At 64.5% G+C, this 26593-nt stretch carries 27 protein-coding genes and 1 tRNA gene; 10 read left to right on the plus strand and 18 right to left on the minus strand.

Annotation, left to right across the window (positions count from 1 at the left end; all coding sequences use genetic code 11):
* Window positions 1–2 precede the first annotated feature (2 nt).
* The 5 genes from FXB41_RS09890 to mnmA form a co-directional block, all read right to left on the minus strand.
* Window positions 3–467: a metallophosphoesterase family protein gene (locus FXB41_RS09890; protein WP_219681644.1), complete on the minus strand. Its 465-nt coding sequence runs from the start codon at window positions 465–467 to the stop codon at window positions 3–5.
* 221 nt (window positions 468–688) lie between these two features.
* Window positions 689–765 (minus strand) — tRNA-Met (locus FXB41_RS09895).
* A gap of 280 nt (window positions 766–1045) precedes the next feature.
* Window positions 1046–1402, minus strand: coding sequence for a hypothetical protein (locus FXB41_RS09900; protein ID WP_007596151.1), 357 nt, complete (start codon window positions 1400–1402; stop codon window positions 1046–1048).
* 46 nt (window positions 1403–1448) lie between these two features.
* The gene (locus tag FXB41_RS09905) at window positions 1449–2087 is read right to left on the minus strand and encodes a class I SAM-dependent methyltransferase (protein WP_007596152.1); all 639 of its coding nucleotides are present in this window, start codon (window positions 2085–2087) and stop codon (window positions 1449–1451) included.
* 21 nt (window positions 2088–2108) lie between these two features.
* Window positions 2109–3290 carry a tRNA 2-thiouridine(34) synthase MnmA gene (gene mnmA / locus FXB41_RS09910; protein WP_219681645.1) on the minus strand — a complete coding sequence of 394 codons (1182 nt, stop codon included), beginning with the start codon at window positions 3288–3290 and terminating at the stop codon, window positions 2109–2111.
* A gap of 350 nt (window positions 3291–3640) precedes the next feature.
* Here mnmA and FXB41_RS09915 point away from each other — a divergent pair, with 350 nt between their 5' ends.
* From FXB41_RS09915 to FXB41_RS09955, 9 genes are all read left to right on the plus strand, one after another.
* Window positions 3641–5281: a flagellar hook-length control protein FliK gene (locus FXB41_RS09915; protein ID WP_219681646.1), complete on the plus strand. Its 1641-nt coding sequence runs from the start codon at window positions 3641–3643 to the stop codon at window positions 5279–5281.
* Window positions 5282–5294: 13 nt separating this feature from the next.
* Window positions 5295–6002: a flagellar hook assembly protein FlgD gene (locus FXB41_RS09920; RefSeq protein WP_007596155.1), complete on the plus strand. Its 708-nt coding sequence runs from the start codon at window positions 5295–5297 to the stop codon at window positions 6000–6002.
* Between the two features lie 359 nt (window positions 6003–6361).
* Window positions 6362–6637, plus strand: coding sequence for a CtrA inhibitor SciP (gene sciP, locus FXB41_RS09925; RefSeq protein ID WP_002714638.1), 276 nt, complete (start codon window positions 6362–6364; stop codon window positions 6635–6637).
* A gap of 192 nt (window positions 6638–6829) precedes the next feature.
* Entirely contained in the window at window positions 6830–8437 is a 1608-nt protein-coding gene (fliF, locus tag FXB41_RS09930) for a flagellar basal-body MS-ring/collar protein FliF (RefSeq protein ID WP_219681647.1), read from the plus strand.
* Between the two features lie 17 nt (window positions 8438–8454).
* Entirely contained in the window at window positions 8455–9546 is a 1092-nt protein-coding gene (fliG, locus tag FXB41_RS09935; RefSeq protein WP_219681648.1) for a flagellar motor switch protein FliG, read from the plus strand.
* A complete protein-coding gene (locus FXB41_RS09940) occupies window positions 9546–10166 on the plus strand; it encodes a FliH/SctL family protein (protein WP_219681649.1) in 621 nt (206 codons plus the stop codon). Before fliG ends, FXB41_RS09940 begins: the two co-directional genes overlap by 1 nt.
* A 3-nt stretch (window positions 10167–10169) precedes the next feature.
* Window positions 10170–10520: a flagellar motor switch protein FliN gene (gene fliN / locus FXB41_RS09945; protein ID WP_007596160.1), complete on the plus strand. Its 351-nt coding sequence runs from the start codon at window positions 10170–10172 to the stop codon at window positions 10518–10520.
* 38 nt (window positions 10521–10558) lie between these two features.
* Window positions 10559–11944: a sigma-54-dependent transcriptional regulator FlbD gene (flbD, locus tag FXB41_RS09950; RefSeq protein ID WP_219681650.1), complete on the plus strand. Its 1386-nt coding sequence runs from the start codon at window positions 10559–10561 to the stop codon at window positions 11942–11944.
* 335 nt (window positions 11945–12279) lie between these two features.
* The gene (locus FXB41_RS09955) at window positions 12280–13428 is read left to right on the plus strand and encodes a M20 family metallopeptidase (RefSeq protein WP_219681651.1); all 1149 of its coding nucleotides are present in this window, start codon (window positions 12280–12282) and stop codon (window positions 13426–13428) included.
* 115 nt (window positions 13429–13543) lie between these two features.
* On the opposite strand, the gene FXB41_RS09960 is transcribed toward FXB41_RS09955, so the two are convergent.
* The 9 genes from FXB41_RS09960 to FXB41_RS10000 form a co-directional block, all read right to left on the minus strand.
* Entirely contained in the window at window positions 13544–13702 is a 159-nt protein-coding gene (locus tag FXB41_RS09960) for a hypothetical protein (RefSeq protein WP_018453881.1), read from the minus strand.
* Window positions 13703–13797: 95 nt separating this feature from the next.
* Window positions 13798–14379: a flavin reductase family protein gene (locus FXB41_RS09965; protein WP_219681652.1), complete on the minus strand. Its 582-nt coding sequence runs from the start codon at window positions 14377–14379 to the stop codon at window positions 13798–13800.
* Between the two features lie 32 nt (window positions 14380–14411).
* Complete coding sequence (locus tag FXB41_RS09970; protein ID WP_219681653.1) at window positions 14412–15248, minus strand: ATP-binding cassette domain-containing protein; 837 nt, start codon at window positions 15246–15248, stop codon at window positions 14412–14414.
* Between the two features lie 20 nt (window positions 15249–15268).
* A complete protein-coding gene (gene ssuC, locus FXB41_RS09975) occupies window positions 15269–16075 on the minus strand; it encodes an aliphatic sulfonate ABC transporter permease SsuC (protein WP_219681654.1) in 807 nt (268 codons plus the stop codon).
* Complete coding sequence (gene ssuD / locus FXB41_RS09980; RefSeq protein ID WP_219681655.1) at window positions 16072–17229, minus strand: FMNH2-dependent alkanesulfonate monooxygenase; 1158 nt, start codon at window positions 17227–17229, stop codon at window positions 16072–16074. The genes ssuC and ssuD overlap by 4 nt, the downstream gene beginning before the upstream one ends.
* Before the next feature lie 141 nt (window positions 17230–17370).
* Window positions 17371–18321 (minus strand): sulfonate ABC transporter substrate-binding protein, encoded by a 951-nt coding sequence (locus FXB41_RS09985; RefSeq protein WP_219681656.1) that lies wholly within the window; start codon window positions 18319–18321, stop codon window positions 17371–17373.
* A 358-nt stretch (window positions 18322–18679) separates the two neighbouring features.
* The gene (locus tag FXB41_RS09990; protein WP_219681657.1) at window positions 18680–19846 is read right to left on the minus strand and encodes a cytochrome P450; all 1167 of its coding nucleotides are present in this window, start codon (window positions 19844–19846) and stop codon (window positions 18680–18682) included.
* Entirely contained in the window at window positions 19843–20391 is a 549-nt protein-coding gene (locus FXB41_RS09995; protein WP_219681658.1) for a hypothetical protein, read from the minus strand. The genes FXB41_RS09990 and FXB41_RS09995 overlap by 4 nt, the downstream gene beginning before the upstream one ends.
* 117 nt (window positions 20392–20508) lie before the next feature.
* Window positions 20509–21198: a hypothetical protein gene (locus FXB41_RS10000; protein ID WP_035993509.1), complete on the minus strand. Its 690-nt coding sequence runs from the start codon at window positions 21196–21198 to the stop codon at window positions 20509–20511.
* Window positions 21199–21470: 272 nt separating this feature from the next.
* On the opposite strand from FXB41_RS10000, the gene FXB41_RS41470 reads away from it, so the two are divergent.
* The gene (locus FXB41_RS41470; RefSeq protein WP_256375822.1) at window positions 21471–21605 is read left to right on the plus strand and encodes an RNA polymerase sigma factor region1.1 domain-containing protein; all 135 of its coding nucleotides are present in this window, start codon (window positions 21471–21473) and stop codon (window positions 21603–21605) included.
* A gap of 113 nt (window positions 21606–21718) precedes the next feature.
* Here FXB41_RS41470 and FXB41_RS10010 read toward each other — a convergent pair whose 3' ends face one another.
* From FXB41_RS10010 to FXB41_RS10025, 4 genes are all read right to left on the minus strand, one after another.
* Window positions 21719–22507: a LuxR family transcriptional regulator gene (locus tag FXB41_RS10010; RefSeq protein ID WP_007596174.1), complete on the minus strand. Its 789-nt coding sequence runs from the start codon at window positions 22505–22507 to the stop codon at window positions 21719–21721.
* Window positions 22508–22765: 258 nt separating this feature from the next.
* Window positions 22766–23971, minus strand: coding sequence for an LLM class flavin-dependent oxidoreductase (locus FXB41_RS10015; RefSeq protein WP_007596175.1), 1206 nt, complete (start codon window positions 23969–23971; stop codon window positions 22766–22768).
* Between the two features lie 81 nt (window positions 23972–24052).
* Window positions 24053–25291, minus strand: coding sequence for an acyltransferase family protein (locus FXB41_RS10020; RefSeq protein WP_219681659.1), 1239 nt, complete (start codon window positions 25289–25291; stop codon window positions 24053–24055).
* 87 nt (window positions 25292–25378) lie between these two features.
* Window positions 25379–26503, minus strand: a complete 1125-nt coding sequence (locus tag FXB41_RS10025) for an AraC family transcriptional regulator (RefSeq protein ID WP_219681660.1) — start codon at window positions 26501–26503, stop codon at window positions 25379–25381.
* Between the last annotated feature and the right edge of the window lie 90 nt (window positions 26504–26593).

Genomic DNA, 26593 nt, shown 5'->3' on the forward strand with positions numbered 1-26593 from the left:
GTTCACGCGTCGAGCTCATGGATGGTGGGCCGCAGGTCGCCCTCATCCAGATCGAGCGTCGCCAGCGTGATCGGCAGCTTGAAGCGCCTCGGACCGGCGCTCCCGGGATTCAGGAAAAGCACTCCGTTGATCGTGTTGACCTGCACCCGGTGCGAATGTCCTGATATCACCACGTTCACACCGGTTGCCGCAGGGTCGATGGCGAGCGTCTTGAGATCGTGCAGAAGATAGAAGCAACGAGCGCCGAGGCGCACCGTTTCGGTTTCGGGATAGCGCCTCGCCCAGCTGCCGACGTCGACGTTTCCCCTGATGGCGGTGACAGGTGCTATTCGGCAAAGCCGCTCCAGAACCTCCGGCGCGCCGATATCACCGGCGTGGAGGATATGCGACACTCCCGCAAGACAGCGCTCGGCCTCCGGCCGGAGAAGGCCATGCGTATCCGAGATCACGCCGATCCTCATCAACATGTCAGGCCGGGACTTCAGTGCAGGACATCCATTGGCACTTTCCCGATCTCCTCACCCTCCTGGTTCGTGACCAGGATAGAAAAATGACGATTCCTGAGTTCGGGACGCTCCGCGAGGCTTTTTCTCGGACAACGCAGTCCCGCAAGCGGGGCTCCGACGACTACGGGTCGGGAGTACAAAATCGCAGGAGATAGTAGTTAGGGGTGCAAAATCGCGGAATTTGGTAGCGGGAGAGGGACTCGAACCCCCGACCCCAGGATTATGATTCCCGTGCTCTAACCAGCTGAGCTACCCCGCCACAGGGTCGCGAGGGCCTGACAAGGCCGATCTCGCGAACGCGCGGCATATAAGGAAGGGGGCGGCGGGCTGTCAATCCGCCTTCGCTTCCGCTTAGCGAAAGCTTCGGCGGACATGGCCGCGGGTGGAGACGAATTGGCTTGTTTTGAGCTTAATTTCCGGCCGCACCGTCATGGCCGGGCTTGTCCCAGCCATCCACGGACTTCTTCGCTGCCGCCGAGAACGTGGATGCCCGGGACGAGCCCGGGCATGACGACGAGATTGGGGATGCGGAACAGGGCCTATTTCGGCCTTACTGTCGGATCCCCGCCGGGGCTGCCGGGGGGCGGGATCACGGGCATGGCGCCGTTCGTGCTAGGCGCCGGGGCGTGCATCTCGGGATCGACGCCGGAGGGCGGGCAGAGCACGCCGTCCGATTTGGCCAGCTTGTCGCCGAGCGGTTCCCGGGACTGGCCGGTGGTGGTGCCGTCGGCTGAGCGGTTCGGGCGGTCCTGCGGCGTGCAATTAGTGGCGTGCTGCGGGGATGGCGGCGCGGTTTGTTGCGGCGGCGTCGCCGGGGCGGGCGGGGCCTGCGCGATCGCGCTGCCGGAGGCGGCGATCAGGAGGCTGGCCAGAATGATGTTCGATGTGGTGCGCATGGGAGGGAAACGCGCGGGGCGCGCGCCCTGTTCCCACCCCCGAACATTACGATTTGAGGTAGCGGATCAACGAAAAGTGCCCCATCGGCGGCATCGGGCGGCGCTCCGCCAGCGTAACGCCGCCGTGCTTTGCGGCCCAGACGACCAGGCGGGCCCACGGAAACTCCGGGCGCCAGCCGAGGCGGCGGGCCAAGGGCGCAAACGCGAGTTCGGAGAGTTTGCGCAAACCCTTTTCGGCGCCGATGTGATTGACCAGGATCAGCTCGCCGCCGGGCTTGAGCACGCGCACGAACTCGTCGAGCGTGCCCTCCGGATCCGGCACGGCGGTGATGACGTATTGCGCGACCACCGCGTCGAAGAAGTTTCCGGGGAAGGCGAGATTCTTCGCGTCCATCACCGAGAGCACCTCGACATTGCTCAGGCGCAGCGCACGCACGCGCGATTGCGCCTTGCGCAGCATCGGCTCGGAGATGTCGACCCCGCAGATTTTTGTGGTGCGCGCATAATCCGACAGCGAAAGCCCGGTGCCGACGCCGACGTCGAGGATACGGCCGCCGATACGGTCGGCCTCGGCGATGGTCGACTGCCGGCCGGCGTCGAACACCTTGCCGAACACGAGATCGTAGACCGGCGCCCAGCGGCCATAGGCCTTCTCGACCCCGGCCCGCGAGATGTCTGCTGCCATGCCCCTGCCCTATATATTTTTTTAGCCGCGGACCGCTTCTGCGAGCGGCCTCGTCGTGCTGCTTGCGGCCTTCGCGGCGGCGCTTTGAATGAAGCCGCCGCCGAGCACGCAGGCCTGGCCGCCAGGTGCGTCGTAGAACACGCAGGCCTGGCCCGGCGAAACGCCCTCTTCGCCGGCGACGAGCTCGACCTCGTAATGGCCGTTTGCGCCGCGCAGCCACGCCGGCTGGGGCGCGCGGGTCGAGCGCACGCGCACGAACATTTCGAGTCCATTGCCGATGGCGCAGTCGATGTCGCCATCGCCAATCCAGTTGACGTCGCGCAAGCTGATGCGATGCATCTTCAGCGCCTCGCGTGGGCCGACGACGACGCGGCGGTTGGCGGCCTCCAGCCGCACCACGAACAGCGGCGCGGCGGCTGCGATGCCGAGGCCGCGGCGCTGGCCGATGGTGAAATTGGCGATGCCGTTGTGACGGCCGAGCACGCGGCCGTCGAGATCGACGATGTCGCCGGGGTCCATCGCGTTCGGCCGCAGGCGGGTGATGATGTCGGTGTAGCGCCCGGTTGGCACGAAGCAGATGTCCTGGCTGTCGTGCTTGTCGGCGACGGCAAGACCGAAGCGCCGCGCCAGCTCGCGCGTCTCGGGCTTGGTCATGTCGCCGAGCGGAAAGCGCAGATAATCGAGCTGTTCCTGCGTGGTCGCGAACAGGAAGTAACTCTGGTCGCGATCAGCGTCGGCGGCACACACCAGCGCGCGCGAGCCGTCGTCGCGGCGACGCGAGGCGACGTAATGGCCGGTGGCAAGCGCGGTGGCGCCCAATTCGCGCGCGGTCTTCAAGAGGTCGCGGAACTTGACCGAGCGGTTGCACTCGATGCACGGCACCGGCGTCTCGCCGAGCGCGTAGCTGTCGGCGAAATTGTCGATGACGGATTCGCGAAAGCGGTCCTCGTAGTCGAGCACGTAATGGGGAATGCCGAGCTTGGCCGCGACATCGCGGGCGTCGTGGATGTCCTGGCCGGCACAGCAGGCGCCCTTGCGATGGGTCGCAGCACCATGGTCGTAGAGCTGCAGCGTGATGCCGACGACGTCGTAGCCTTCCGCCTTCAAAAGCGCAGCCGTCGTCGATGAATCGACGCCGCCCGACATGGCAACGACGACCCTGGTATCCTCAGGACGGCCTTCGAGATCCAGACTGTTGAGCATGGGCCTTAAAGCGTTGTGGACGGCGGCGTTGGGCGATCCGCTGGGTGCTTCCGGCGGGACATCGGCGATCCCCCGGGAACTGAGAGTTCCCGAAGGGCACGGCCTGCCCGGTCGAAAGCGGTTGAGAGCTGTCTCTTTAATATAGGCGGCCTTCCGGTGAAGCAATCACGGACCCCGCAAGGTTTACGGCAATTCTTGCCGGGGAGGCAGAAATGGCGGGCCTTCGAGAGGCCCTGAGGCGGGGACGCCAAATCATCAAACCATTGATTTCATTAAATAAAATTACTCAGCGCGAGGATGGCCCGCTCCTTGCTCCCTCTCATGGCGAAGATGTTTCCAAGGGGTTGCCTGTGGTCGGTCGTACGTCAGATGTCGTGGCAAGCGTGCAAGTCCCGAGCGCGCAGCAAAAGCCTGCCCGGTCGCAAGCGCCGAAAGAGAACTCCGCCAACGACTCGTTCGGCTCGCTGGTGGACAGCAACACCCAGGCGATCAGCGACAGCGCGGCGTCCTCCGCGCAGGACTCCCCGCGCCGGACCGATTCATCCTCCTCCGCCTCGGACAGGAGCCCGCGCGATCGCTCGGCGACCGACAAGCCCTCGCAGAGCAAGGCCAGCGACGACACTGACAATTCCGCGTCCGCCAAAAACGACATCAAGAACGACGCCAAGAGCGACGCCAAGAACGATACGACGGCTGATGCGGCCAAGGCTGATAGCAAGACCAAGGACAAGCCGGAGGCGTCCGACGCCAAATCGGCCGACAAGTCTGCGGACAAGTCCGACGAGACCAAGGGGGACAAGGCCGACGGCAGCCTTGCCGCCTTTGACGCCGTCGCGGCCGCGCAGATTGACGCGACGCAGGCCGCCGCTGTGCCCGATCCAAACGCACTCGTCGTGGCCGTGCCGGCCGATCCGAACGCGGCTACGAACCAGGCCGCCGGCTCCGCCTCCTCGCCGCTGACGATTGCCGCCGCCGGCATCGCCGCCAGCGCGTCCATCGCGGCGCAGATCGCCGGCCCCAAGACCGATACCGCGACGCCGGGCGACAAGAGCGCCAAGACCGCAAGTGCCAAGGTCGATGCCGACACTTCGGCGACGCTGGCCGATGCCGCGACCGGGACGACCGATTCGACCGCGACCGATGCCAAGACCAATGGCGGCCTGATCGCCGCGGTCGACCAGGGCACGCCAAAAACCTCGTTCAAGGCCGCAGCCCTTGCGCACGGCGCGGGCGACGTCTCCAATATCGGCCAGGACACCGGCAAGGCGAACGCCGCGCAGACCTCGGCGACAGCAGCGTCCGCCACCACGGCGCATCCGCAACCGGACAAGCCGTCCATCGATGCGAACGCGGCCGACGCCAAGGCTGGGGCTTCCGACCGCACCGCCGATGTGGCACCGGCGACGACAACCAATCATGCCCATGCCGGCACGCAGGTCGCTGTCCCCACCACCGACACCAGCGCGCAGGCGGCCTCGGCCGTGCAGGCGTCGCTGACCAATACGACTTCGGCCGCGACCGCTTCGACCGCGACGCTCACGGCGACCGCGGCCACCAATACGGCCATTCCGATCAGCGGCGTGCCGATCGAAATTGCCGCCGCTGCGCGCGCGGGCAAGACCCGGTTCGACATCAGCCTCGATCCGCTCGACCTCGGCCGCATCGACGTCCGCATCAATGTCGACCGCAACGGCCAGGTCACCTCGCATCTCACCGTCGAGAAGCCGGAGACGCTGCAGATGCTGCGGCAGGACGCGCCGCAATTGCAGCGCGCGCTCGACGATGCCGGCCTTAAAACCGGCAGCAACGGACTGTCCTTCAGCCTGCGCGACCAGAATTCATCGGGCCAGAACTCCGGCCAGAACAACGACAATGGCGGCAATGCCCGCCGGCTGATCGTCAGCGACGACGACGCAGTTCCCGCAGCCCCGGTCGGGCGCAGCTACGGCCGCATGCTCGGATCGAGCAGCGGCGTCGATATCAGAGTGTGAGGAGTATTCGATCATGACTACCACGAATGCCGCCACCGCCCCGTCCGTCGTCTCCGGCACGACCGACCTGCCGAAATCCTCGTCGAACCCAAGCCTGGGCTCGAGCACCGGCGCGACGCTGGCCGGCAACTTCCAGACCTTCCTGACGCTGCTGACGACGCAGCTGCAGAATCAGAATCCGCTCGATCCGCTGGACACCAACCAGTTCACACAGCAGCTGGTGCAGTTCGCCGGCGTCGAGCAGCAGCTCAAGACCAACGACTCGCTGTCCCAGCTCGTCACCCTGCAACAGACCACGCAGGCGACCCAGGCGCTCGGCTTCGTCGGCAAGACCGCCCTGGTCGACGGCACGACCGCAAGCATGACCAACTCGTCGGCAACCTGGCATCTCAACGTGCCCAGCGACGCCACCGTCGACATCACCGTCGCCAATGCCAGCGGCCAGACCGTGTTCACCGGCAAATACACCGCCGGCGCGGGCACCGACGTTCCGTTCACCTGGAACGGAATGGGCAATGACGGCACGCAATGGCCCGACGGTAAGTACACGATCTCGGCCACGGGCAAGGACGTCGCCAACAACAATGTCGGCATCGCCGCGCAGGTGCAGGGCACGGTGTCATCCGTGGACCTGACCCAGTCGCCGCCGCTGCTGACCATCGATGGCGCCAGCTACACGATGAGCCAGGTCAAGAGCATCATCGCGACGGCCAGCAATTAAAGGCGGAATGCCGCTGTGTCGTCCTGGCGAAAGCCAGGACCCATCGCCACCGAAAGTCGTTTTGGCGCGAGGAAGTAACTCCGAGTCTTCGCCAAACTTCGCGCTGGGGTAATGGGTCCTGGCGTTCGCCAGGACGACGTTGAGGGCCGTGCGACACCCCCGCAGGCCTCTTTCGTTAGTAAAGTATTTACGAACACCCCCCTCGGCCCGCCCGGACGCACCGTCCCGCCGGTCGAGACGGCTGCGTTCCAGCCATTTTCAACGAGAATTGTATTGAAGCCTTAGGCTTAGCGGATTTTTAAGTCGGCGGGCGTAGGGTTCCTGAGTGAGTTCAGTGGTTGAGAGTTTGTGAGTACGCCATGACAGAACCCCATCGCCCGAGGGTAAAATACGTCATCGGGCCGGACGGTAGTCCGTTGACGATTGCGGATCTGCCTGCACCCGGCACCAAACGCTGGGTCATCCGCCGCAAGGCCGAGGTCGTCGCCGCAGTCCGTGGCGGTCTTCTCTCCCTTGAGGAGGCCTGCAGCCGTTATACCCTGACGGTTGACGAATTCCTCTCCTGGCAGTTTTCGATCGACCAGCATGGTCTGGCGGGACTTCGCACCACCCGTATCCAACAATATCGCCAGTAGGCAATCCGGAAATCTGCGGCTTTTGACGAAAATCGGCCTCGCCTTGCGAGGCCGATTTTTTTCATGTTTCGTTTTGGCGCTACTTTTGTCGCAGCTCTTAACCTTCGTTAACCATATCGAAACCATCACCTAGGCAATAATTGCCCAGTCGGCCTTTCCTGTGAAAGCAGCCGAATCTGTCGGGGCGGTTGCTTGCAAGGTCTTGCGGACTTTCTGAAGGGTATCGGAGCCGCCCGGTTCGGGGCGATGATCGCGGTCACCGCCGCGCTCGTCGGCTTCTTTGCGTTCGTCATCATGCGCGTCACCACGCCGCAGATGACGACGCTGTTCACCGACCTCAGCGTCGAGGACTCCTCGGGCATCATCAAGGACCTGGAGCGCCAGGGCATCCAGTTCGAGCTGCGCAACGAGGGCACCATCATCATGGTGCCCAAGGACAAGGTCACCCGGCTGCGGATGAAGCTCGCCGAGGGCGGCCTGCCCAAGGGCGGCGGGGTCGGCTACGAGGTGTTCGACAAGTCGGATGCGCTCGGCACCACCTCTTTCGTCCAGAACATCAACCATCTCCGCGCGCTGGAAGGCGAGCTCGCCCGCACCATCCGCGCCATCGACCGCATCCAGGCCGCCCGCGTTCATTTGGTGCTGCCCGAGCGCCCGCTGTTCTCGCGCGAGGCGCCGGAGCCGTCGGCCTCGATCGTGGTGCGGGTCCGCGGCGCGCTGGAAGCCCAGCAGATCCGCGCCATCCGCCACCTCGTCGCCTCTGCCGTGAACGGGCTGAAGCCGCAGCGGGTCTCGATCGTCGACGAGACCGGGCAGCTGCTCGCCGACGGCGCCCAGACCGATCCGGAGCAGGCGATGGGCGACGAGCGCCGCACCGCCTTCGAGAAGCGGATGCGCAAGCAGGTCGAGGACATCGTCTCCTCCGTGGTGGGGACGGGGCGGGCCCGGGTCCAGCTCTCCGCCGATTTCGACTTCAACAAGATCACCCAGACCTCGGACAAGTACGACCCCGAAGGCCGCGTGCTGCGCTCGACCCAGACGCGCGAAGAGCAGAGCATGACCGCCGACAACAACGGCCAGGTCACCGTCAACAACGAGTTGCCGGGCAACCAGCAGAACGGCGGCGTCGCGGCCAAGGACCAGAGCAAGAAGAGCGAAGAGACCAACAATTACGAGATCTCCCGCACCACCAAGACCGAGGTGACCGAGGCCGGCCGGGTCAACCGCATCTCGGTCGCGGTGCTGGTCGACGGCATCTACTCCAAGAACGACAAGGGCGATCTGGCCTACCAGGACCGCACCAAGGAGCAGCTCGACCGCATCGCCACGCTGGTGCGCTCGGCGATCGGCTTCGACCAGAAGCGCGGCGACCAGGTCGAGGTCGTCAATCTGCGCTTTGCCGACGCCCCCTCCACCACCCCGATCGCGGAGCCGAGCGGCTTGCTCGGCATGCTCCAGTTCACCAAGGACGACGTCATGTACTTCGTCGAGCTCGGCGTGATGATGCTGCTCGGCCTGGTCGTGCTGTTCCTGGTGATCCGGCCGCTGGTCAAGCGCATCCTGGCATCGGACGAAGTCGCGGCCGCCATCTCCGGCGTCCTCACCGGTCCGGCGAGCGACGAGGCCGCGCCCGCCAGCCAGCCGCTCCTGCCGAGCGGCGCCGCGAGCGCGATCGACGTCGCCACCGTCCAGGGCCAGGTCCATGCCCAATCCGTCCATCGCGTCGGCGAACTCGCCGAGCGCAATCCCAACGAGACCGTCGCCATCATCCGCCAATGGCTGACCGAACCCACGAAATAATCGAGAAGTGATCTGACATGGCCGCTGCCCTGCAAAACGCCAATTCCAACGACATCACCAGCGTGATCTCCACGCTCGGTCAGCGTGCCGGCAGCCGCGGAGGCGCGAAGGTCGACGCGGTGGCGGGGCCGAAGCGCGCCGCGATCCTGATGCTGGCGCTCGGCGAGCAATATGGCGGCAAGATCTGGTCGCTGCTCGACGACGACGAGGTGCGCCAGCTCTCGCTGGAAATGTCGACGCTCGGCACCGTCGAGGTCGACACCGTGGAGGACATGCTGCTCGAATTCGTCTCGCGGATGTCGGCCTCAGGCGCGCTGATGGGCAATTTCGACGCCACCGAGCGGCTGCTCCAGCAATATCTGGCCCCCGAGCGCGTCAACGGCATCATGGACGAAATCCGCGGCCCCGCCGGCCGTAACATGTGGGAGAAGCTCTCTAACGTGCAGGAAGAGGTGCTCGCCAATTATCTCAAGAACGAATATCCGCAGACCATCGCGGTCGTGCTGTCGAAGCTGAAGCCGGAACACGCCGCGCGCGTGCTTGGCATCTTCCCCGAGGATCTGGCGCTCGACGTCGTCAACCGCATGCTGAAGATGGAGGCGGTGCAGAAGGAGGTGATCGAGAGCGTGGAGAAGACGCTGCGCACCGAATTCATGTCCAATTTGTCACAGACCCGCCGACGCGACGCCCACGAGGTGATGGCGGAAATCTTCAACAATTTCGACCGCCAGACCGAAACCCGCTTCATCACCTCGCTGGAAGAGGACAACCGCGAATCGGCCGAGCGCATCAAGGCGCTGATGTTCACCTTCGACGACCTCGTGAAGCTGGATTCCGGCTCCGCCCAGACCCTGATGCGCAACGTCGACAAGGACAAGCTCGGCGTCGCGCTCAAGAGCGCCAACGAGGACGTCCGCAATTTCTTCTTCGGCAACATGTCGTCGCGTGCGGCAAAAATGCTCCAGGATGACATGGCGGCGATGGGTCCGGTCCGCCTGCGCGACGTCGACGAGGCCCAGGCGCTGCTGGTCAACCTCGCCAAGGATCTCGCCGCCAAAGGCGAGATCATGCTGACCAAGAACCGCGCCGACGACGAGCTGGTGTATTGATGGCCGCTCCGGCAAAATTCCTGTTCGACAACGACTTCGCAGCGCCCGACCGGACGCGCGAGAAGGCCGCAACCGCGGCCGAGATAGCCCAGAAGGTCGCGGAAGCCGAGGCGCGCGCCTATCAGGACGGCTTCGCCGCCGGCCAGCGCGAGGCCAAGGCCGAGAGCGACCGCCGTGTCGCGCTCGCCATGGAAGAGATCAACATCGCCATCCGGGGCATCGCCTCGGGCATCGGCAACATCGAATCCAAGATGGAGACCGAGGCGGTCGACGTCGCGGTCGCGGTGGCGCGCAAGCTGTGCGCCGATCTGGTCGCCGCCGAGCCGCTCGGCGAGATCGTCGCGCTGGTCAAGGACTGCTTCTCGCATCTGGTCGCGACGCCGCATCTCGTCGTCCGCATCAACGACGCGCTCTACGATTCCGCGCGCGAGAACATCGAGCGGCTGGCCAGGCAGAACGGCTTCGAAGGCCGGCTGGTGATTCTGGCCGAGCCGGAGATTGCCACCGGCGACTGCCGGATCGAATGGGCCGATGGCGGCGTCGTGCTGGAGCGCGCCGCCATCGCGGCCAAGATCGACGAAATGGTGGGACGCTATGTTGCGTCCCGCAGGGGGAGTTAAATCATGAGCGACACTGACGGACAGGTCCCGCTGCCCGACCTCAACGGCCCGATGCCGCCTACCGGCACCGACGTCGGCTACAACGAGGACGAATATGCGACGCGCGCCGCCGCCGACCTCGAGGCCGTGTTCGACGTGCCGGTGCAGGTTTCGGCGGTGCTGGGCCGCTCCAAGATGGACGTCAGCGAGCTGTTGAAGCTCGGACCCGGGACCGTGCTCGAGCTCGACCGGCGCGTCGGCGAGGCCATCGACATTTACGTCAACAACAAGCTGGTCGCCCGCGGCGAAGTCGTCCTGGTGGAGGACAAGCTCGGCGTGACCATGACCGAAATCATCAAGACTGAACGCGCCTAAAGCGACGACGCGCGGCAGCGCGACCACAGGAGACTGACATGCGGCTTCTCATCGTTGGCACATTGAAGGGCCAGCTCACCACCGCCACCAAGATCGCGATGGCGAACGGCGCCACCGTGACCTACGCCGAGGATAACGAACAGGCGATGCGCGTGCTGCGCAGCGGCAAGGGCGCCGACCTGCTGCTGGTCGACGTCGCCCTCGACATCCGCGACCTCGTGATGCGGCTCGAGGCCGAACACATCCACGCGCCGATCGTCGCCTGCGGCATCACCAACGACGCCCGCGCCGCGGTCGCCGCGATCCATGCCGGCGCCAAGGAATACATCCCGCTGCCGCCGGACCCGGAGCTGATCGCAGCGGTGCTGGCTGCCGTCGCCAACGATTCCCGCGAGCTGGTCTATCGCGACGAGGCGATGGCCAAGGTGATCAAGCTCGCCCAGCAGATCGCAGGCTCGGACGCTTCGGTGATGATCACCGGCGAATCCGGGACAGGCAAGGAAGTGCTGGCTCGATACGTCCACACCCGCTCGGCCCGTGCCAAGCGCCCGTTCATCTCGATCAACTGCGCCGCGATCCCCGAGCATCTGCTGGAGTCCGAGCTATTCGGCCACGAGAAGGGCGCCTTTACCGGCGCGATCGCCCGTCGTATCGGCAAGTTCGAGGAGGCAACCGGCGGCACGCTGCTGCTCGACGAAATCTCGGAGATGGACGTCCGCCTGCAATCGAAACTGCTCCGCGCCATCCAGGAGCGCGTGATCGACCGTGTCGGCGGCACCAAGCCCGTCCCGGTGGACATCCGCATCATCGCGACCTCGAACCGCAACCTGGTCGAGGCCGTGCGCGAAGGCACGTTCCGCGAGGACCTCTTGTTCCGGCTCAACGTCGTGAATTTGAAGATCCCGCCGCTGCGCGAGCGTCCCCTCGACATTCTCGAGCTCGCCCAGCACTTCGTGAAGAAATACGCCGAAGCCAACGGCGTGCCGATGCGCCCGATCTCGGCGGAAGCGCGGCGCGTGCTCTCCACCAACCGCTGGCAGGGCAACGTCCGCGAACTCGAAAACACCATGCACCGTTCGGTCCTGATGGCGCAGGGCGACGAGATCGGTGCCGATGCGATCCTCACGCCCGACGGCGACCGCCTCGACCTCGCCAAGACCGCACCGGCCGTGGCGCATGCCACCATGGCCGCCGAGCAGGTGACGCGGGCGCTGGTCGGCCGCACCGTCGCTGACGTCGAGCGCGACCTGATCCTGGAGACGCTGAAGCACTGCCTCGGCAACCGGACCCATGCCGCCAATATCCTGGGCATCTCGATCCGCACGCTGCGCAACAAGCTCAACGAATATTCCGACGGCGGCATTCCGATCACGCCGGCCGGCACGCCGGGTGAATATCCGCGCATGCCGATGGTGGGGGCGTAGGCGCTCCTGCCGAACATTGAGACTGCGAATGCCCGGGGCTGGTCCCGGGCATTTTTGTAGGTGAAGTGCAGACAGCCTCCAGACTCTCAATGTCGTCCTGGCGAAAGCCAGGACCCATTACCCCAAGGGGGGTTGGCGAAGATTCGTCGTTCGGTACTCCTACCACCCTCCGTCGACAGATTCCGCGGTATGGGTCCTGGCTTTCGCCAGGACGACGTTGGGGAGGCAGCGTGCATCAAACCCGCAGACTGCGACATGGCCGCACCGCATTCTCCGACTAGGTCAAGCCCCCGCAAAGTCCTATAAGCGCCACCGAGAACCACGCGAGGGTGAACATGTCTCAAGCTCAAATCACGGATTGGCTGGCGTCGCAGCGGCAGGCGATGATCGACCTGCTGCGCGATGTCGTGAACATCGATTCCGGATCCTATGACAAGGAAGGCGTCGATGCGGTCGGGGCGCGGTTCGAGCAGCATTTCGCCGAGCACGGCATTCCGTTCCGGCGCGAAAGCCACGCCACATTCGGCGATGCCATCCACGCCGAAGTCGCAAAGCCCGGCAGCAACGAGAAGCCGGTGCTGTTGATGGGGCATCGCGACACCGTGTTCGGCAAGGGCGAGGCCGGACGGCGTCCGTTCACGATCCAGGGTACGCGCGCCTATGGTCCTGGTGTTGCCGACATGAAGTCCGGCGTCGTCATGAACATGTTCGTGGCAACCGCCTTTCACAAATTCGGCGGCAACCCGCACCCGATCAAGCTGCTGATCACCTCAGACGAGGAAATCGGTTCACCCTCCTCGCGGCCCGTGATCGAGCGCGAAGGACGCGCCGCGCGCGCCGTGTTCAATTCCGAGCCGGGCCGTCCGACCGGCAATATCGTCACCGGCCGCAAGGGCGGCATCTTCATGCATGTCGCCATTACCGGCAAAGCCGCGCATTCCGGCGCCAATTTCGCCGCCGGCGTCAGTGCAATCGGCGAGCTCGCGCACAAGATCGTTCATATCCACGCGCTGACCGATCTCGACAGGGGCATCACGCTCAATGTCGGTCTCGTCTCGGGCGGGCAATCCGTCAACACCACGGCGCCTTACGCGGAAGGGCAGATTGACCTGCGCTACGTCGATCCGGCGGACCGCGCGAGGGTGATGGCGGCGATCGAGACGATCATCGCGACACCTTACGTGCCCGGTACCAGCGCGACGCTGACGGTCAAAGGCGAGTTCGTGCCGGTGGTGCAGAGCGCCGATTCAAAGGCGCTGTTCGAGAACTATCAGGCCGCCGCAAGGCAGGCCGGCCTCACGACGCTTCAGGGCGAGTTCTCCGGCGGCTGCGCCGATTCCGGCTTCACCGCCGCGGTCGGAACGCCGACCATCTGCGGCCTCGGCCCCGTCGGCGGGCTCGCGCACACGCCGGAGGAATATCTCGAGCTCGACAGCATCGTCCCGCGCGCGCAGGCGCTGGCGCTGGCGATCTTGCGGGGGTGAAAACAGGTGCCGTAGGGTGGGCAAAGCGAAGCGTGCCCACCGCTTCAGGTGCCGGGGAAAGATGGTGGGCACGGCGCAAGTGCGCCTTTGCCCACCCTACGAGACCTCCCGAACCTCACGAATAGCTCGGCGCATCCGGCCTGCGGAAGATCTGGATGGGGTCGCCCGGCACGATCGGATGACCGCTGAACATCGCATAGGCGTAGAGCGCGAGATAGGCGATCGCGAGCGCGCCGACCGCGTAGAAGGCCCAGGTCGCGACGCGTTTCATCATTGCGCTCCATTGCTGTCCCGGCGGGAGGCTCAGGCAGCGCTTCTAGAGCGATGACGGGGAAAAGGCCAGCCTGCACGGCCCATCGCCGGCGGCGATCAAATGCCGCGGCGGACGTGGGTGGGAACGCTGACGTCCGCGAGCCTGACCGCGTCTTCGTCCTGATCCACCGCCACGTACTGACCGTGCCAATAGGCCAGCGCAGCATTGCGGGTCGAATTCTTGACGTCTCGCACTCGCCCGATGACGATGCCGTGCGAATGGCGCTCGATGAGCTCCTCGACCTCGCAATCGACGGCGGACAATGCGCCGACCAGCAGCGGAACACCGGAGACCGCCGTCACCCATCTGGCGCCAACGAAACGATCGGCACCCTTAAGTCCGCCCTTGCCGGCAAAGCGCTCGGCGACATCGAGCTGATCGGCCGCGAGGATGTTCACGCCGAAGGCACCGTAGCGGCGGATCAGCGGGAAGGAGGAGGCGTCTCGATTGATGCTGACGATCAGCGTCGGCGGATCGACCGAGAACGAGCTGACCGAGGTGACTGTCATGCCGGTGATGTCCTTGCCCCGTCCCGCGGTGATGACGCTGACGCCGCCGGTGAGGTGGCGCATGGCGCCGCGGAAATCGGCGGACGAGACGGCATTTTCGGTCATGAGATCGCGGGGCACTACATTCATGGCATACTCCCCGAGGCTGGGGTTCCCTCTATTTAGGTACGATCGTCCGCCGACAAAAGGTGGTTCAGGATCGAGCCTTCGAGACCCGCGAGCTCGGCCGAGCCGCGTTGGCGGGGCCGGGCCGTGTTAACCACGACGTCGTGGGCGATCCGCCCTTCCTCGATCACCAGCACCCGGTCGGCCAGCGCGACCGCCTCGGCGACATCGTGGGTCACCAGGATCGCGGTAAAGCCCTGGTCGCGCCAGACGCGCTCCAGCAACCGCTGCATCGAGATACGGGTCAGCGCATCCAGCGCGCCAAGCGGCTCGTCGAAGGCGAGCACACGGGGGCGCGAGACCAGCGCACGGGCAAGGGCTACACGCTGCTTCTGGCCGCCCGACAGTATCGATGGCCACTGGTCGCGCTTGTCGGTCAGCCCGACCTCAGTGAGCGCCTTCTCCGCGCGTGAATGCGCGTCGGAAGAGGCGCGATCGCGGCCGAGGCCGACCTCGACATTGGAGAGAACGCGGGCCCAGGGCAACAGCCGAGGCTCCTGGAACATCACGCGGATATCCTCGGGCTTCACGGCGTCGCCGAGCGAGATGCTGCCGGCGTCGAACTTCTCCAGGCCCGCGATAAGGCGCAGCAGCGTGCTCTTGCCGCAGCCGCTTTTGCCAACGATGGCGACGAACTGGCCGGCGGGGATGTGCAGGTCGATGCCGCGCAGCACCTCGTTGTCGCCGTAGGATTTGCGCAGGCCGCGGATGCTGAGCGGCAGGCCGGAGGTCTGCACCGGGCGCTCCTCGCGCACCACGCGGGCGTGAGGCGCGAAATTGGCGCGGGTTGCGAGTTCGGTGTCCGGAAGGGAGGTACGAAGGGCAGTCTGCATGTGATTCCCGGTGTGTCTGCTCAGCGTTTCCAATAAGCGGGGTGCCAGGAGAGCGTCAGGCGCTCCAGCACGCGGGAGGCGCTGTCGGCGAGCTTGCCGAGCAGCGCGTAGATCAGGATCGAGAGCACAACGACGTCGATCAGCATGAACTCGCGCGCCTGCATCGCCATGTAACCGAGGCCCGAGGACGCCGCGATGGTCTCGGCGACGATCAGGGTCAGCCACATGATACCGAGCGCAAAACGGATGCCGACGACGATCGAGGGCAGCGCGCCCGGGAAGATCACGCGGCGGAACAGCTCGCCGTCAGTCATGCCGTAGATGCGGCCCATCTCAATCAGCTGCGGGTCGACGGTGCGGATGCCGTGCAGCGTGTTGAGGTAGATCGGGAAGAACACGCCGAGTGCCACCAGGAACAGCTTCGCGCTCTCATCGATGCCGAACCACAAGATGACCAGCGGGATCAGCGCCAGATGCGGCACGTTGCGCACCATCTGCAGCGTGGTGTCGGTGAGCTTTGACGACAGCTGCGACAGGCCGTTGGCAAGACCGAAGGCAAAGCCGATGCTGCCGCCGATCAGGAAGCCGATCGAGGCGCGCCAGAACGAGACCCAGATGTTGCGCGCGAGCTCGCCGGAGAGCAGTAGCTTCCAGCCCGCAAGCAAGACGTCGCTCGGCGCCGGCAGCACCCGCGTCGGCACGAAGCCGGTGACGCTGGCGACCTGCCAGATCGCGATGATGGCGAGCGGCACGATCCACTGGACCAGGCCGTCCACGCGCGGCAGGCGCAAACTACGGGGAAGCGAAACGCTGTCGATCAGGCTCATGATTGCGACACCTTCTGCTGCGGACGGAAGTCGCTGCCGACCGTTTCACCAAAAGGACCGCTGTTGAAGTGCAGCCTGGTCACGTTGCTGGGCTGCTCCAGCGAGAGCAGCGGGAACACCAGCTCGGCGAAACGATAGGCTTCCTCCAGATGCGGGTAGCCCGACATGATGAAGGTATCGATGCCGATGTCCTGATACTCCTTGATGCGGGCCGCGACCGTCTGGGCGTCGCCGACCAGCGCCGTGCCGGCGCCGCCACGCACGAGGCCGACGCCGGCCCACAGGTTCGGAGCGATCTCGAGCTTGTCGCGCTTGCCGCCATGGAGCTGCGCCATGCGCTGCTGGCCAACGGAATCCATCCGCGCAAAGTTCTTCTGCGCGGCCGCGATGGTCTCGTCGCTGACATGCTTGATCAGCTCATTGGCCGCACGCCAGGCCGCGTCATTGGTCTCTCGAACAATCACGTGGAGCCGGATGCCGAAGGATAGTTTTCGACCGCGTGCGGCGGCCACCTCCCTCACCTTCGCGATCTTCTCCGCGACCAAGGCCGGCGGCTCGCCCCAGGTCAGATATTTGTCGACGGTGTCGACGGCGACGTCGATGCCGGCATCCGACGAGCCGCCGAAATAGAGCGGCGGACGCGGCGACTGCACCGGCGGAAACAGCAGCTTGCCGCCTTCGACATGGATGTGCTTGCCCTCGACATTGACGGTCTTGCCGGCGAGCAGCTCGCTATAGACGCTGAGGAACTCGCGGGTGACCTCGTAGCGCTCGTCATGGGCAAGGAAGATGCCGTCGCCCTTGTTCTCGACGGGATCGCCGCCGGTGACGACGTTGACCAGAAGCCGACCGTTGGTGATGCGGTCGAGCGTCGCGGTCATGCGCGCGGCCACGCTCGGCGATTGCAGGCCCGGCCTGACCGCCACGAGATAGCGCAGCCGCTCGGTGAACGGCGCGACCGAGGAGGCGACGATCCAGGAATCTTCGCAAGATCGCCCAGTCGGCAGCAGCACGCCGAAATAGCCGAGCTGGTCGGCGGCCTGCGCGATCTGGCGCAGATAGTTGAAATTGACCTCGCGGCCGCCGGTGCCGGTGCCGAGATAACGGCCGTCGCCGTGGGTCGGCAGGAACCAGAGGATGTTGGCGTTGCTCATGGAGGTGCTCCGATGACTAGCCGTACGTCGTTCCGACCGCGGCAGCGACGATGCCGATCGATATGACGATGGCTGCGAATACGCGTTGAACGATACGCCTCATTTTCAAACCTTTTGAAATGGGGAAATTGGTGGGCACGATCACGCTGCCGGGTTGCGCCAGACGATGTCGCGGATCACGATCGGCTTCGGGATCAGGCCGAGCTTGTGGAAGCGGTCGGCGACGCCCTGCTGGGTCGTGACGATGTCGTCGGTGACCGGGCCGACCACGAAATTCGCGCGCTTGGCGGCGAGGGTCTGGATGTCCAACGGGACGCCGGTGATCGTGGCGAGCGATTTGGCGACCTCGTCGCGGTGCTGTTCGGCCCATTTGCCAGCCGCGGTCGTCACATCGATGATCTGCTGCAGGATGGCGCCGTGATTCCTGGCGAAATCGCGATTGGCGATGAAGAAGGAATTGGTCTTGGTGACGTCGCACGCATTGATCAGGATGCGGCCGCCCTGCTTGGTCTCGCCGATCGCGAAGTAAGGATCCCAGATCGCCCACGCCTCGATGCTGCCATTGGCAAAGGCAGGCCCGGCATCCGGCGGCGTCAGATAGACCGGCGTGATGTCCGCGTAGGTGAGGCCCGCTTTCTCCAGCGTCTGCACCACGATGTTGTGCGCGCTGGATCCCTTGGTGAAGCCAACGCGCTTGCCCTTCAAGTCGGCGATGCCGCGGATCGACGAGTCCTTCGGCACCAGGATGCCCTGCCCGTTGGTGATAGGCTGGCCGGCGGCATAGACGATCGCCGCGCCCGCCGCCTGGGCGAACACCGGCGGGGAATCGCCGACCGCGCCAAAATCGATGCTGCCGACATTCATCGCCTCCATCATCGGAGGTCCCGACGAGAACTCGACCCATTTCACGTCGATGCCCAATGGCGCGAAATGTTTTTCCAGGGCGGCCTGCTGACGCGTGATAACCAGCACGCCGGTCTTCTGGTAGCCGATACGAATGCCCTTCACCGCGCCTTGTGCTTTGGCACTTGAAGCGAATGCGGCGGCTGCCGCAGTTCCAACGGATAGTTTGAGAAAGTCCCGACGTTGCATCCGACACTCCAGGCCGCGTGCGGCCGTCCTTCATTCGTGTTCGTGAATGATGGTGTGGCTGATCGGAGGTGTCGAGACGCGCGGAAAAATAGCGATGCAAGCACTGCGCAATTGGCAGAGCGCATGATTATCTTTCAATCCACGGAGCGAACGCAGGGGATATTTTTCCGCACGCGAATGTGAAAAACGCACCTACCTGACCGAGAAACTAAAAAATCGCGAAAACAACCCCATGCACAGTAGCCGGCGCGTGCGAAAACAACGACTTACGTTTATCCGAACTTGACTTGACTCGTCGGGCAAAACAGGGGCAGGATGGCATCATGGCGGCGTTGCGGATGGACCGGTCCCTGCCGGCCTAATGCAGCCATCTCACGGGCAGATTCTGCAGCCCGCGAAACGCCCAGCCGCCGATCCGCACCGGCTCGTCGTCGGCGATCTCGAGCCGGACGGCACGGGCGAACAAGGTCGGTAGCGCGACGTCGGCAATCATGGCGCGCGAGGCCCAGGCTCCGGCGCAGAAATGCGGGCCCGCGCCGAATGCGACGCTCTTGGCCGTATCACGCCGCACGTCGAAATGGTCGGCGCGCTCAAAATGCTTCTCGTCGCGGTTGGCGGAGCCGAACATGAGGAATACGCGTTCATCGGTTTCGAACGCGACGTCACGGATCGTCCACGGCTTTGCGATGCGTCGCGGCGACATGCCGATCGGCGAGATCCAGCGGGCGTATTCCTCGAACGCCTGGAGCCACGACACCTCGCCCTTGCGCACGAGATCGAGCTGGTCGGGATGGGTCAGCAGCGCCCACACCGTGCCGGCGATCGCCTTGCGCGGCTCGTTTTGACCGCCGGAGATCGCGAGTTTGACGTTCGCGCGCACGCTCTCCATCGCCATGCCCGACGCGAGGAGCACGCCGAGGATGCTCTGGTCGGGATGCTTGCGCATCACCGGCAGGATGTCGTCGATCGCCGCATCGATACCCGACGTCGCCGCATGGCAACGCGCCTCGACGGCTGCGTCGCCGCTGTAGTTGGCGATGCCCTCGATCATGCCCTGTGACCAGGCGTCCATGTCGGCAAAGCCGATATTGGTGAGGCCGGTGATCGACTTCAGGCATTCGCCGGAGAACGGCAACGCGAAGTCGCGCATGAAATCGATCCGCCCGGGCGCGATCGCGTCGATGATGCGATCGGCATGGGCCTGGAACAGCCCGCTCCAGTGCGCCTTGACCGTCTTCGGCGACACCGTCGGAAACATCGCGCGGCGCTCGACCTGGTGCGCCTCGCCGTCCTTGCGCATCATGTTGTGGCCCATCAGCCGGTTCATCAGGCCTGCAGGCTGATGCGAGGAGAACACGTCGATCTGCTTCTCGGAGATCGAGATATCGTCGCGGCTCGTCAGCAGCGTCGAGCCGAGCTGCGGCACGAAGGCGATCGGCGCCTCCTTGCGCATCTTGGCGAGCATCGGATAGGGGTCGGCCCAGAATGCGGCCGGGTCGATGTCGATGCGCGGCGCCGTGCTCAAGCTTCGCTCCATTGCTGTTCGCCACCGAGGTTAGCGGCTTCAGGAGGCGCCGTCTGTCCCCAGCGATTGGGACAAGCAGCCTCAGGGCGTGTCTTCGCAAGTCGAATGGCCGACGACGGCGGCGTCGATGAGACATCCGCCTGCGACCGACCATGCGTCAGCCAATAGTCGTTCTGCCAACTCTCGTAACCAAGCAATTCGCCAAAGCGTCGTTCGCGATCATCGGACCAGGCTCCGGGTTCGTTTAGGAGTGTAAGCATGGTATCAACCTGCCACTCATGGCCGGGCAACGTGTAGAAGAGGCTCCGATATTCGAACTGCGGCGCGTCAGGACATGTTTCGATCAGCTCGCGTCTTATCAAGCGACCTTCAGTGACGTGCCTGTCGAACAGGCGCCAATATCGAATGCAAATATCTGGCTCCTGGCCAATGATGTCCATGAAATACGCGAGCGGCTTGATACCCCTCAACATCAAGCCGAGCTCTCTGTTGGTGTGAACCAGATAAGGCAGTTGACGAAGCCGTTCGGGATGCATGTTGGGCATGTTGGTCGCGCAACGTTAATTTCTGCTGAGAGTCTCGTGCGGACGCGCCAGCTGGCACCGAGCTTTAGTCAGGATTTCCCGCCAGACCCGCCCCACTTCGTTTCGGACCCGAGTTCATCACTCCAAAGCACCCGCTATGCGTCGCGTGAACCGGCGGAATCCAACGCGTAGATCTCTCACCCTGAACATGAGGGTTATGAGCCATTCTGGCGTTCCCAGATGACGGAGTGTCTGCGCAATTCCCTGATCCATGCTCTGGCTCATATTCTGGTCGGTGTAATGCGTGCTCCCCTCACGGCTCCAATCAAGTCTCCAAGCGATCTCTTCTCGCAACGCGTCGACGCCCGACAGACGCCGAGCAAAATCCAACTCTCTTCTGGCGCAGATCCGCTCGATCCGGGGGCGGACGGCTTCATAGTAGTGGATGCCCCAGTTCTCGAGCCTTGCGTGGGTCGCCTCGTGTACGATGGCGGACGCGATCCATTCGACCGTCGTGCTTTCAGAATCGACGACACGCGCGTCGAGCAGGCAGGCGTTTATTGAATGCTGATAGCATCCGGCGCCGTGCGGAACCAATTGCACCCAGATTCGAAAAAGACTCTTCTTGATGCGCCGGTAGTGAAGTGGAGCAAACCTTTCGATCAGCCGCAGCGCGGCTTCGACGCGTTGCAGGGCTCGCTCGGGATCATCCGATAAAGATCCGATCCAGAGGCCGTCGACAACGCGGCTTTTCGACATCCACAGCCCGATTCTATCGATGAGCGAAGGTCCTGTCGCTGGGGAGCCGCGAGACATGGTGGTCGACATCTCTTCCGATCGAGCTAGCAGATCTCAAAGCTAATACAGGGGCTCCGCTTCGGCGGGTTTTACGATTTGGTTCCAACTTTATCGATCGCGGAGGCGAGGTCCGCATCGGGTTTGGCACCGGGCCGGAGATCCGGCCCTATCCCGGCAGCAGCCGTGCAGGACGAAGCTTCGATGTTCGCTTATGGACCAGACCCGTCCCTCTTCCCGTATAGTAGAGGCTGCTGAAGCGGAGAGAGCATGAGCGTGGCGGAATCATTCGACGTGCCATCGAAATCGGTGAACGGAACGGCAAGATTACCTTCGATGAACTAAATCAGCTGTGTGACAGCAGCACACTTGATCCCAAAGACGTTGAACGCGTTCTCAACGCCCTGAGTGAAGCGGGGATTTGGATTGAAGGAGACTGAAACCTGACTCTGGTTATATCGCCTACAATGGGTCACAGAGCGACAGTCCCGGAGGGCGGGCCGCGTGTCCGCCTTGCTCTCGGAAGCAGGGACTCGCGGGCCTGGAGTACCCCTTAGTTCAGGCCGCGTGGGCCGGCGAGCAGGCGCAGCACGATCGCGAACAGCTCGCTTTGTGACGAGATGCCGAGCCGCTCATAGGCGCGCTTGCGGTACGTCAGCGTCGAATGCAGGCTGATGCCGAGCGCCTGCGAGATCGCCTCGGAGCTGAAGCCGGAGAGAATGCGCCGGCAGACGTCCTGCTCACGCGGGGTGAGGCTGGCGAGCGGCGCGCGCGTCGCGAAGAGCGCGGCGAGAGACTGCTCGGTCGTCGCCGCCGGGCTGTGCTGGAAATGGCGTGCCACGCTCGCACTGATGGCCGGTGCGATGGCCTGAAGCCGCGCACGCTGGGCGTCGCTGAAGCGGCCCTGGACCGCGATGCGATAGAAGTTGACGTAGAAGCAGGTGTCGTCGACCCAGATCGCGGTCGCGCATTTGTCGACGATGCCGGAATCGACAAAGAACATTTTGCGGTAGCGGGCGCCGTACATGCGCGGCGCGAAGGCGGGCAGCACGAGCGGCGCGCGGCCCTCGCCTTCGAACAGCGCATCGCGGTTGGGATCGGATTGGTGGAACTGGCCGGCATAGGCCGCGCCGAGATCGCCGCCGATCGGGATGTTGCCGGCATCGAGCAGGCAGTGTGCGGCGCCCGCGCGGCTCAGCGCGAACACCATGCAATGCCCGACGCCGGCCTGCCGGCGCAGTGTATCGATCAGGACATCAGGGAAATCCGGGCGACCGATGGCGAGCACCGCGGGCGTAATGTCGCCGGCCGATGGAGTTGAGGCCATGCCGTGGGGCCGCATTGGTATCCTCCGCCGAAGTTCTTTTGGCGGAAGATATCAGCAAGGGCGACGCGCCGGAAGCCTGCAGCTCATGTGCAGCTTCTGGGTCCCGGCTCTGCGCAGCAACGCTACGCGTTGCAGCGCGTCCGGGACAAGAGAGAGCGCGTCGATCAATGGTCTCCCGGACGCAGCGCAGCGCTTCCCCGGCGATGCGAAGCATCGTCCGGATCAGCGGTGCGCTGCAGAGCCGGGGTCCATGCCACCGCTACGGGACTGCCTCTACCCCGCCGCCGCCTTCGCCGGCGCGACGCTGACCGCGAGCTTGCCGTAGCGGTCGGTGAAGGCCTCCGTGTCGATTTCCTCCAGCTTGATCTCGCCGCTCATCACGCCCTGCTTCCAGGCCGCCTGCGCCGGATCGTTCTGAAATTCCGGCATCACCTCGCGGCCGAACAGCTCCAGCGATTCGCAGATGTGCTCGTGGCTGTTCTTGCCCGCTTGGTTGAGCAAAATGACCTGGTCGATGTGCGAGCCCTGGAAGCGCTTCAGCTTCCTGCGGATCGTCTCGGGCGAGCCGATCAGGCCGCCGCGCAGCGCCGCCTCCTGCGCCTCCGGATTGTCGCGCTTCCACTTGTTGTACTCGTCCCACATGTTGACGGTGTAGGGCGCCGGACGCTGGCGATTCTGCGAGGCGCCGTAGAAGCGCAATGCGAACTGGAAGAAGGTGGCGCCGTCGGCGCGGGCGCGGGCCTCCTCGTCCGTCTTCGCGCACATGAAGAACGACACCAGCGCCATGTTCGGGTTGATCTCGTAGTCGGCGAGCTTGGCGAGCCGCTTGGTCATGGCGTTGTAATAGGCGTGCACCCAGGCATGCGCGGCATCCGCGCTGACGAACTGGAAGCCGAGCGCGCCAAAGCCGTGGCGGCCGGCGCGTTCGATGGTCTGTAGTTGCGAGCAGGCCATCCACAGCGGCGGATGCGGCTTCTGCACCGGTTTCGGCACGACGTTGCGCAAGGGGATGTCGAAATACTTGCCGTGATGCTCGCTTCCCGCGTCCTTGAACATCGGGAAGATCGCGGCGACGGCCTCCTCGAACACCTCTTTCTTGGTCTCCATGTCGCGGCCGAACGGCGTGAGCTCGGTGATGGAGGCGCTCTCGCCCATGCCGAATTCGCAGCGGCCGTTGGAGAGCAGATCCAGCACCGCGACGCGCTCGGCAACACGCGCCGGGTGGTTGGTGGTGAGCTGGAGGATGCCGTGGCCGAGCCGGATGTTCCTGGTGCGCTGGCTCGCGGCCGCGAGGAAGGATTCCGGTGAAGGCGAGTGCGAGTATTCTTCGAGGAAGTGATGCTCGACAACCCAGGCGTGGTCGTAGCCGAGCTGGTCTGCGAGTTCCATCTGCGAGAGCGCGTTCTGATAGAGGCTGAGCTCGTCGCCGGCCACCCACGGCCGTGGCAGTTGCAGCTCATAGAAGATGCCGAACTTCATGACGCCTCTCCCAAGTATTCTTGAGTTTTCTTGCCGCTTATATTTCTGTTGCGGGCATCTTAATGGGTGGGGCGACGCTGTCTACGCAGTCGCAATTCCGCCTTGCGGGAGAAGGGGCTTTTCGGCGCGGCGGCCATTCAGGACCACACCGATGAAGGTGAAGCGCACCAGCAGATGATAGCTCGCCAGCATCGGAGGAAGCGCGACGACGAGAATGATCGCGAACTTGATCAGCCCGGGCCAGTCGAGCTGCGACAGCGCGACCTGCAGTGCCATCACGATCGGCAGGTGGATCAGATAGAGCCAGTAGGATGCATCGGCGAGGTAGCGCCACGCCCGACTGAAGCCGGACATGAAGCGGAGGGCGAGGCCGAGGACCGCGAATGTGGAAACCCAAATCGCCGGTGCGTAGAGGATGGCGGAGATCAGCCTCAGCGTGGCGAAGCTGACCGGCAGTTTCGGCGCGACAGGCAACGACAGCATCACGCCTGACAACGCGAAACTGACCAGAACCAGGAAGAGCGCGAGCAGGACATGCGCCAGCCAGCGTCGCTCGATGAGCCGCAGCAGATCGACCTGCCGATGCAGGAGCCAGCCGACGCCGAATGCGGTGCCGAAACCGATCCAGGCCTGCGCGTTGGTGACGAGCGATTGATCCGGCGTCCTCACGCCCATCACATTGATCCATCGTGGGTCGAGGCAGAAGGCGGTGCCGATCGGGATTGCCAGAACCAGGGGAGCCAGCGGATTTCGCATGGTCCGGGCGAAGATACGGTCAAACACTGTGCGTAGCGTACCTGATACATCAAGCCAGACAATTGCACCGCGCAGCAGCAGCGTCGCGACATAGAGCTCCAGCAGCACATACAGACACCAGAGATGGGTCAGGGGGAACTTGGGCAATGCCGGCAGCCAGCCGGAGGTGGGGTGGATCAGACCACCATTTGGAAAGTGAGATGCCCAGCTCACGATCAGAGCTATCGGCATGAACACGAGCGGCCAACCGATCACGAACGGCAGGCCGATCCGCTGCAGCCTGTCCCTGACGAAGCCCCAGCTCCCCCGGCGGTGAAAGCTCATGCGGGCAAAGAAGCCGGCCATCAGGAAGAAGGTCGTCATCCGGAAGACGTGGATCGTAAAGGACAGTAGGCCCAGAGTGGGGCTGGTATGGATGTCCTGGATGATCCAGAACCGGGACGAGGCCGGCACAAACGACAATGTCGCGTGCAGGACGATGCCGAGCAGCAGGGCGCCACCCCTGACCGCGTCGAGAGCATGGAGCCTCTCCGATGCAGGGGCGGCGGCGGTCGAGTGGGACATGGATAGGCTCGTTCCGGCTGGATGGGAGTGTATGCTGGACGGTCTAATCCATCGGCACAGGGCCTTCTCGCCTGATCCAAAAATCGGCTAGCCGATTTCGCGGCGCGGTTGGCTGAGTTCAGCGCTGTCGGGCCGGCTCAGCGCCTCACGCCGGAATTCCGTCGGGGTCATGCCGGTTTCGGCCTTGAAGGCCCGGTTGAAAGGTCCGATCGACTGGAAGCCGGCATCCATGGCGATGGTCAGCACCGGGACCTCCCGTTGCGTGGCGTCGGACAGCGCCAGCCTGGCATCCTCGGTACGGTAGCGATTGAGAAACGCATTGAAGTTGCGATAGCCCAGCCCTTCATTGATCGCCTGGCGCAATCGATGCTCGGGAACGTCGAGCCGCGCCGCGAGCGCTCCGATCGCAAGGCCTTCCTGCCGGTAGGTTCGCTCCACGGTCATCAGATGATCAAGGCGCCGGAGCAGGATCGGGTCGACGACGACCCGCCCCGCGGCGCGATCGGCGACCCGGGCTTGCCTCCCCGCCTCGCCGGATGCGATCGCGGCCGTGGCGTCATCGACGGCCATCGCCGGCGCGCTGAACAGGCCGATGGCGGCAAGCATGGCCACTACGAACAGCCCGAACGCGGTCGGGAGACTGCCGGGCGCACCGGGAACCGCGACGGGAATTGCGGCGAAGCCGGCGACCGCGACGGTCGCGATGAGCACGACATTGATCGCAAGCATCGCCAGCCGCAGTCGGCGTCGCCGCGCGACCAGATCGGCGCGCCAGGTCTTGACCGTCTGAACCGCGGCAGCGAGGGCCAGCACCAGGGTGGCCAGAGCCAGGACTCGCCCGCCTGCGCCGGCCAAAGCGGGCCAGTTCGCCCAGCCCAGCGTGATCGCAAATCCGAAAGCCACGATGCTCAGCCACAGAGCGCCGTGCCAACGCCTCAGCACGAAATCGTCGTCGAACGCCGCGCGCGCCCACAGCCAGAAGACCGCAGGCTGCGCGGACAGGATCGGCAACGTCCACCACCAAGCCGTTTTGGGCAGGCTGGGCGCCGTCGCGATCGCATAGAATATGCCGCCTGCGCACATCGCGATGCCCAGCAAAGCCTGTTGGCCGGTCGCACGACGCAGCAACGCCACGAGAACGATCAACAGGAACACGCCGCTCGCCGCGCCGCGAAGTCCGAGATCGATCGCCGTCAGCCCTGCCGCGGTCACCACTCGTATCCCCGTTCGATGCCAAACTGTCGCATCGCCTTCGCACGGGTACAACCCAAACTTGCGCTTGTGGTCTGGCGGCAGCCATCA

Source organism: Bradyrhizobium canariense (assembly GCF_019402665.1).
GTDB classification, from domain to species: Bacteria; Pseudomonadota; Alphaproteobacteria; order Rhizobiales; family Xanthobacteraceae; genus Bradyrhizobium; species Bradyrhizobium canariense.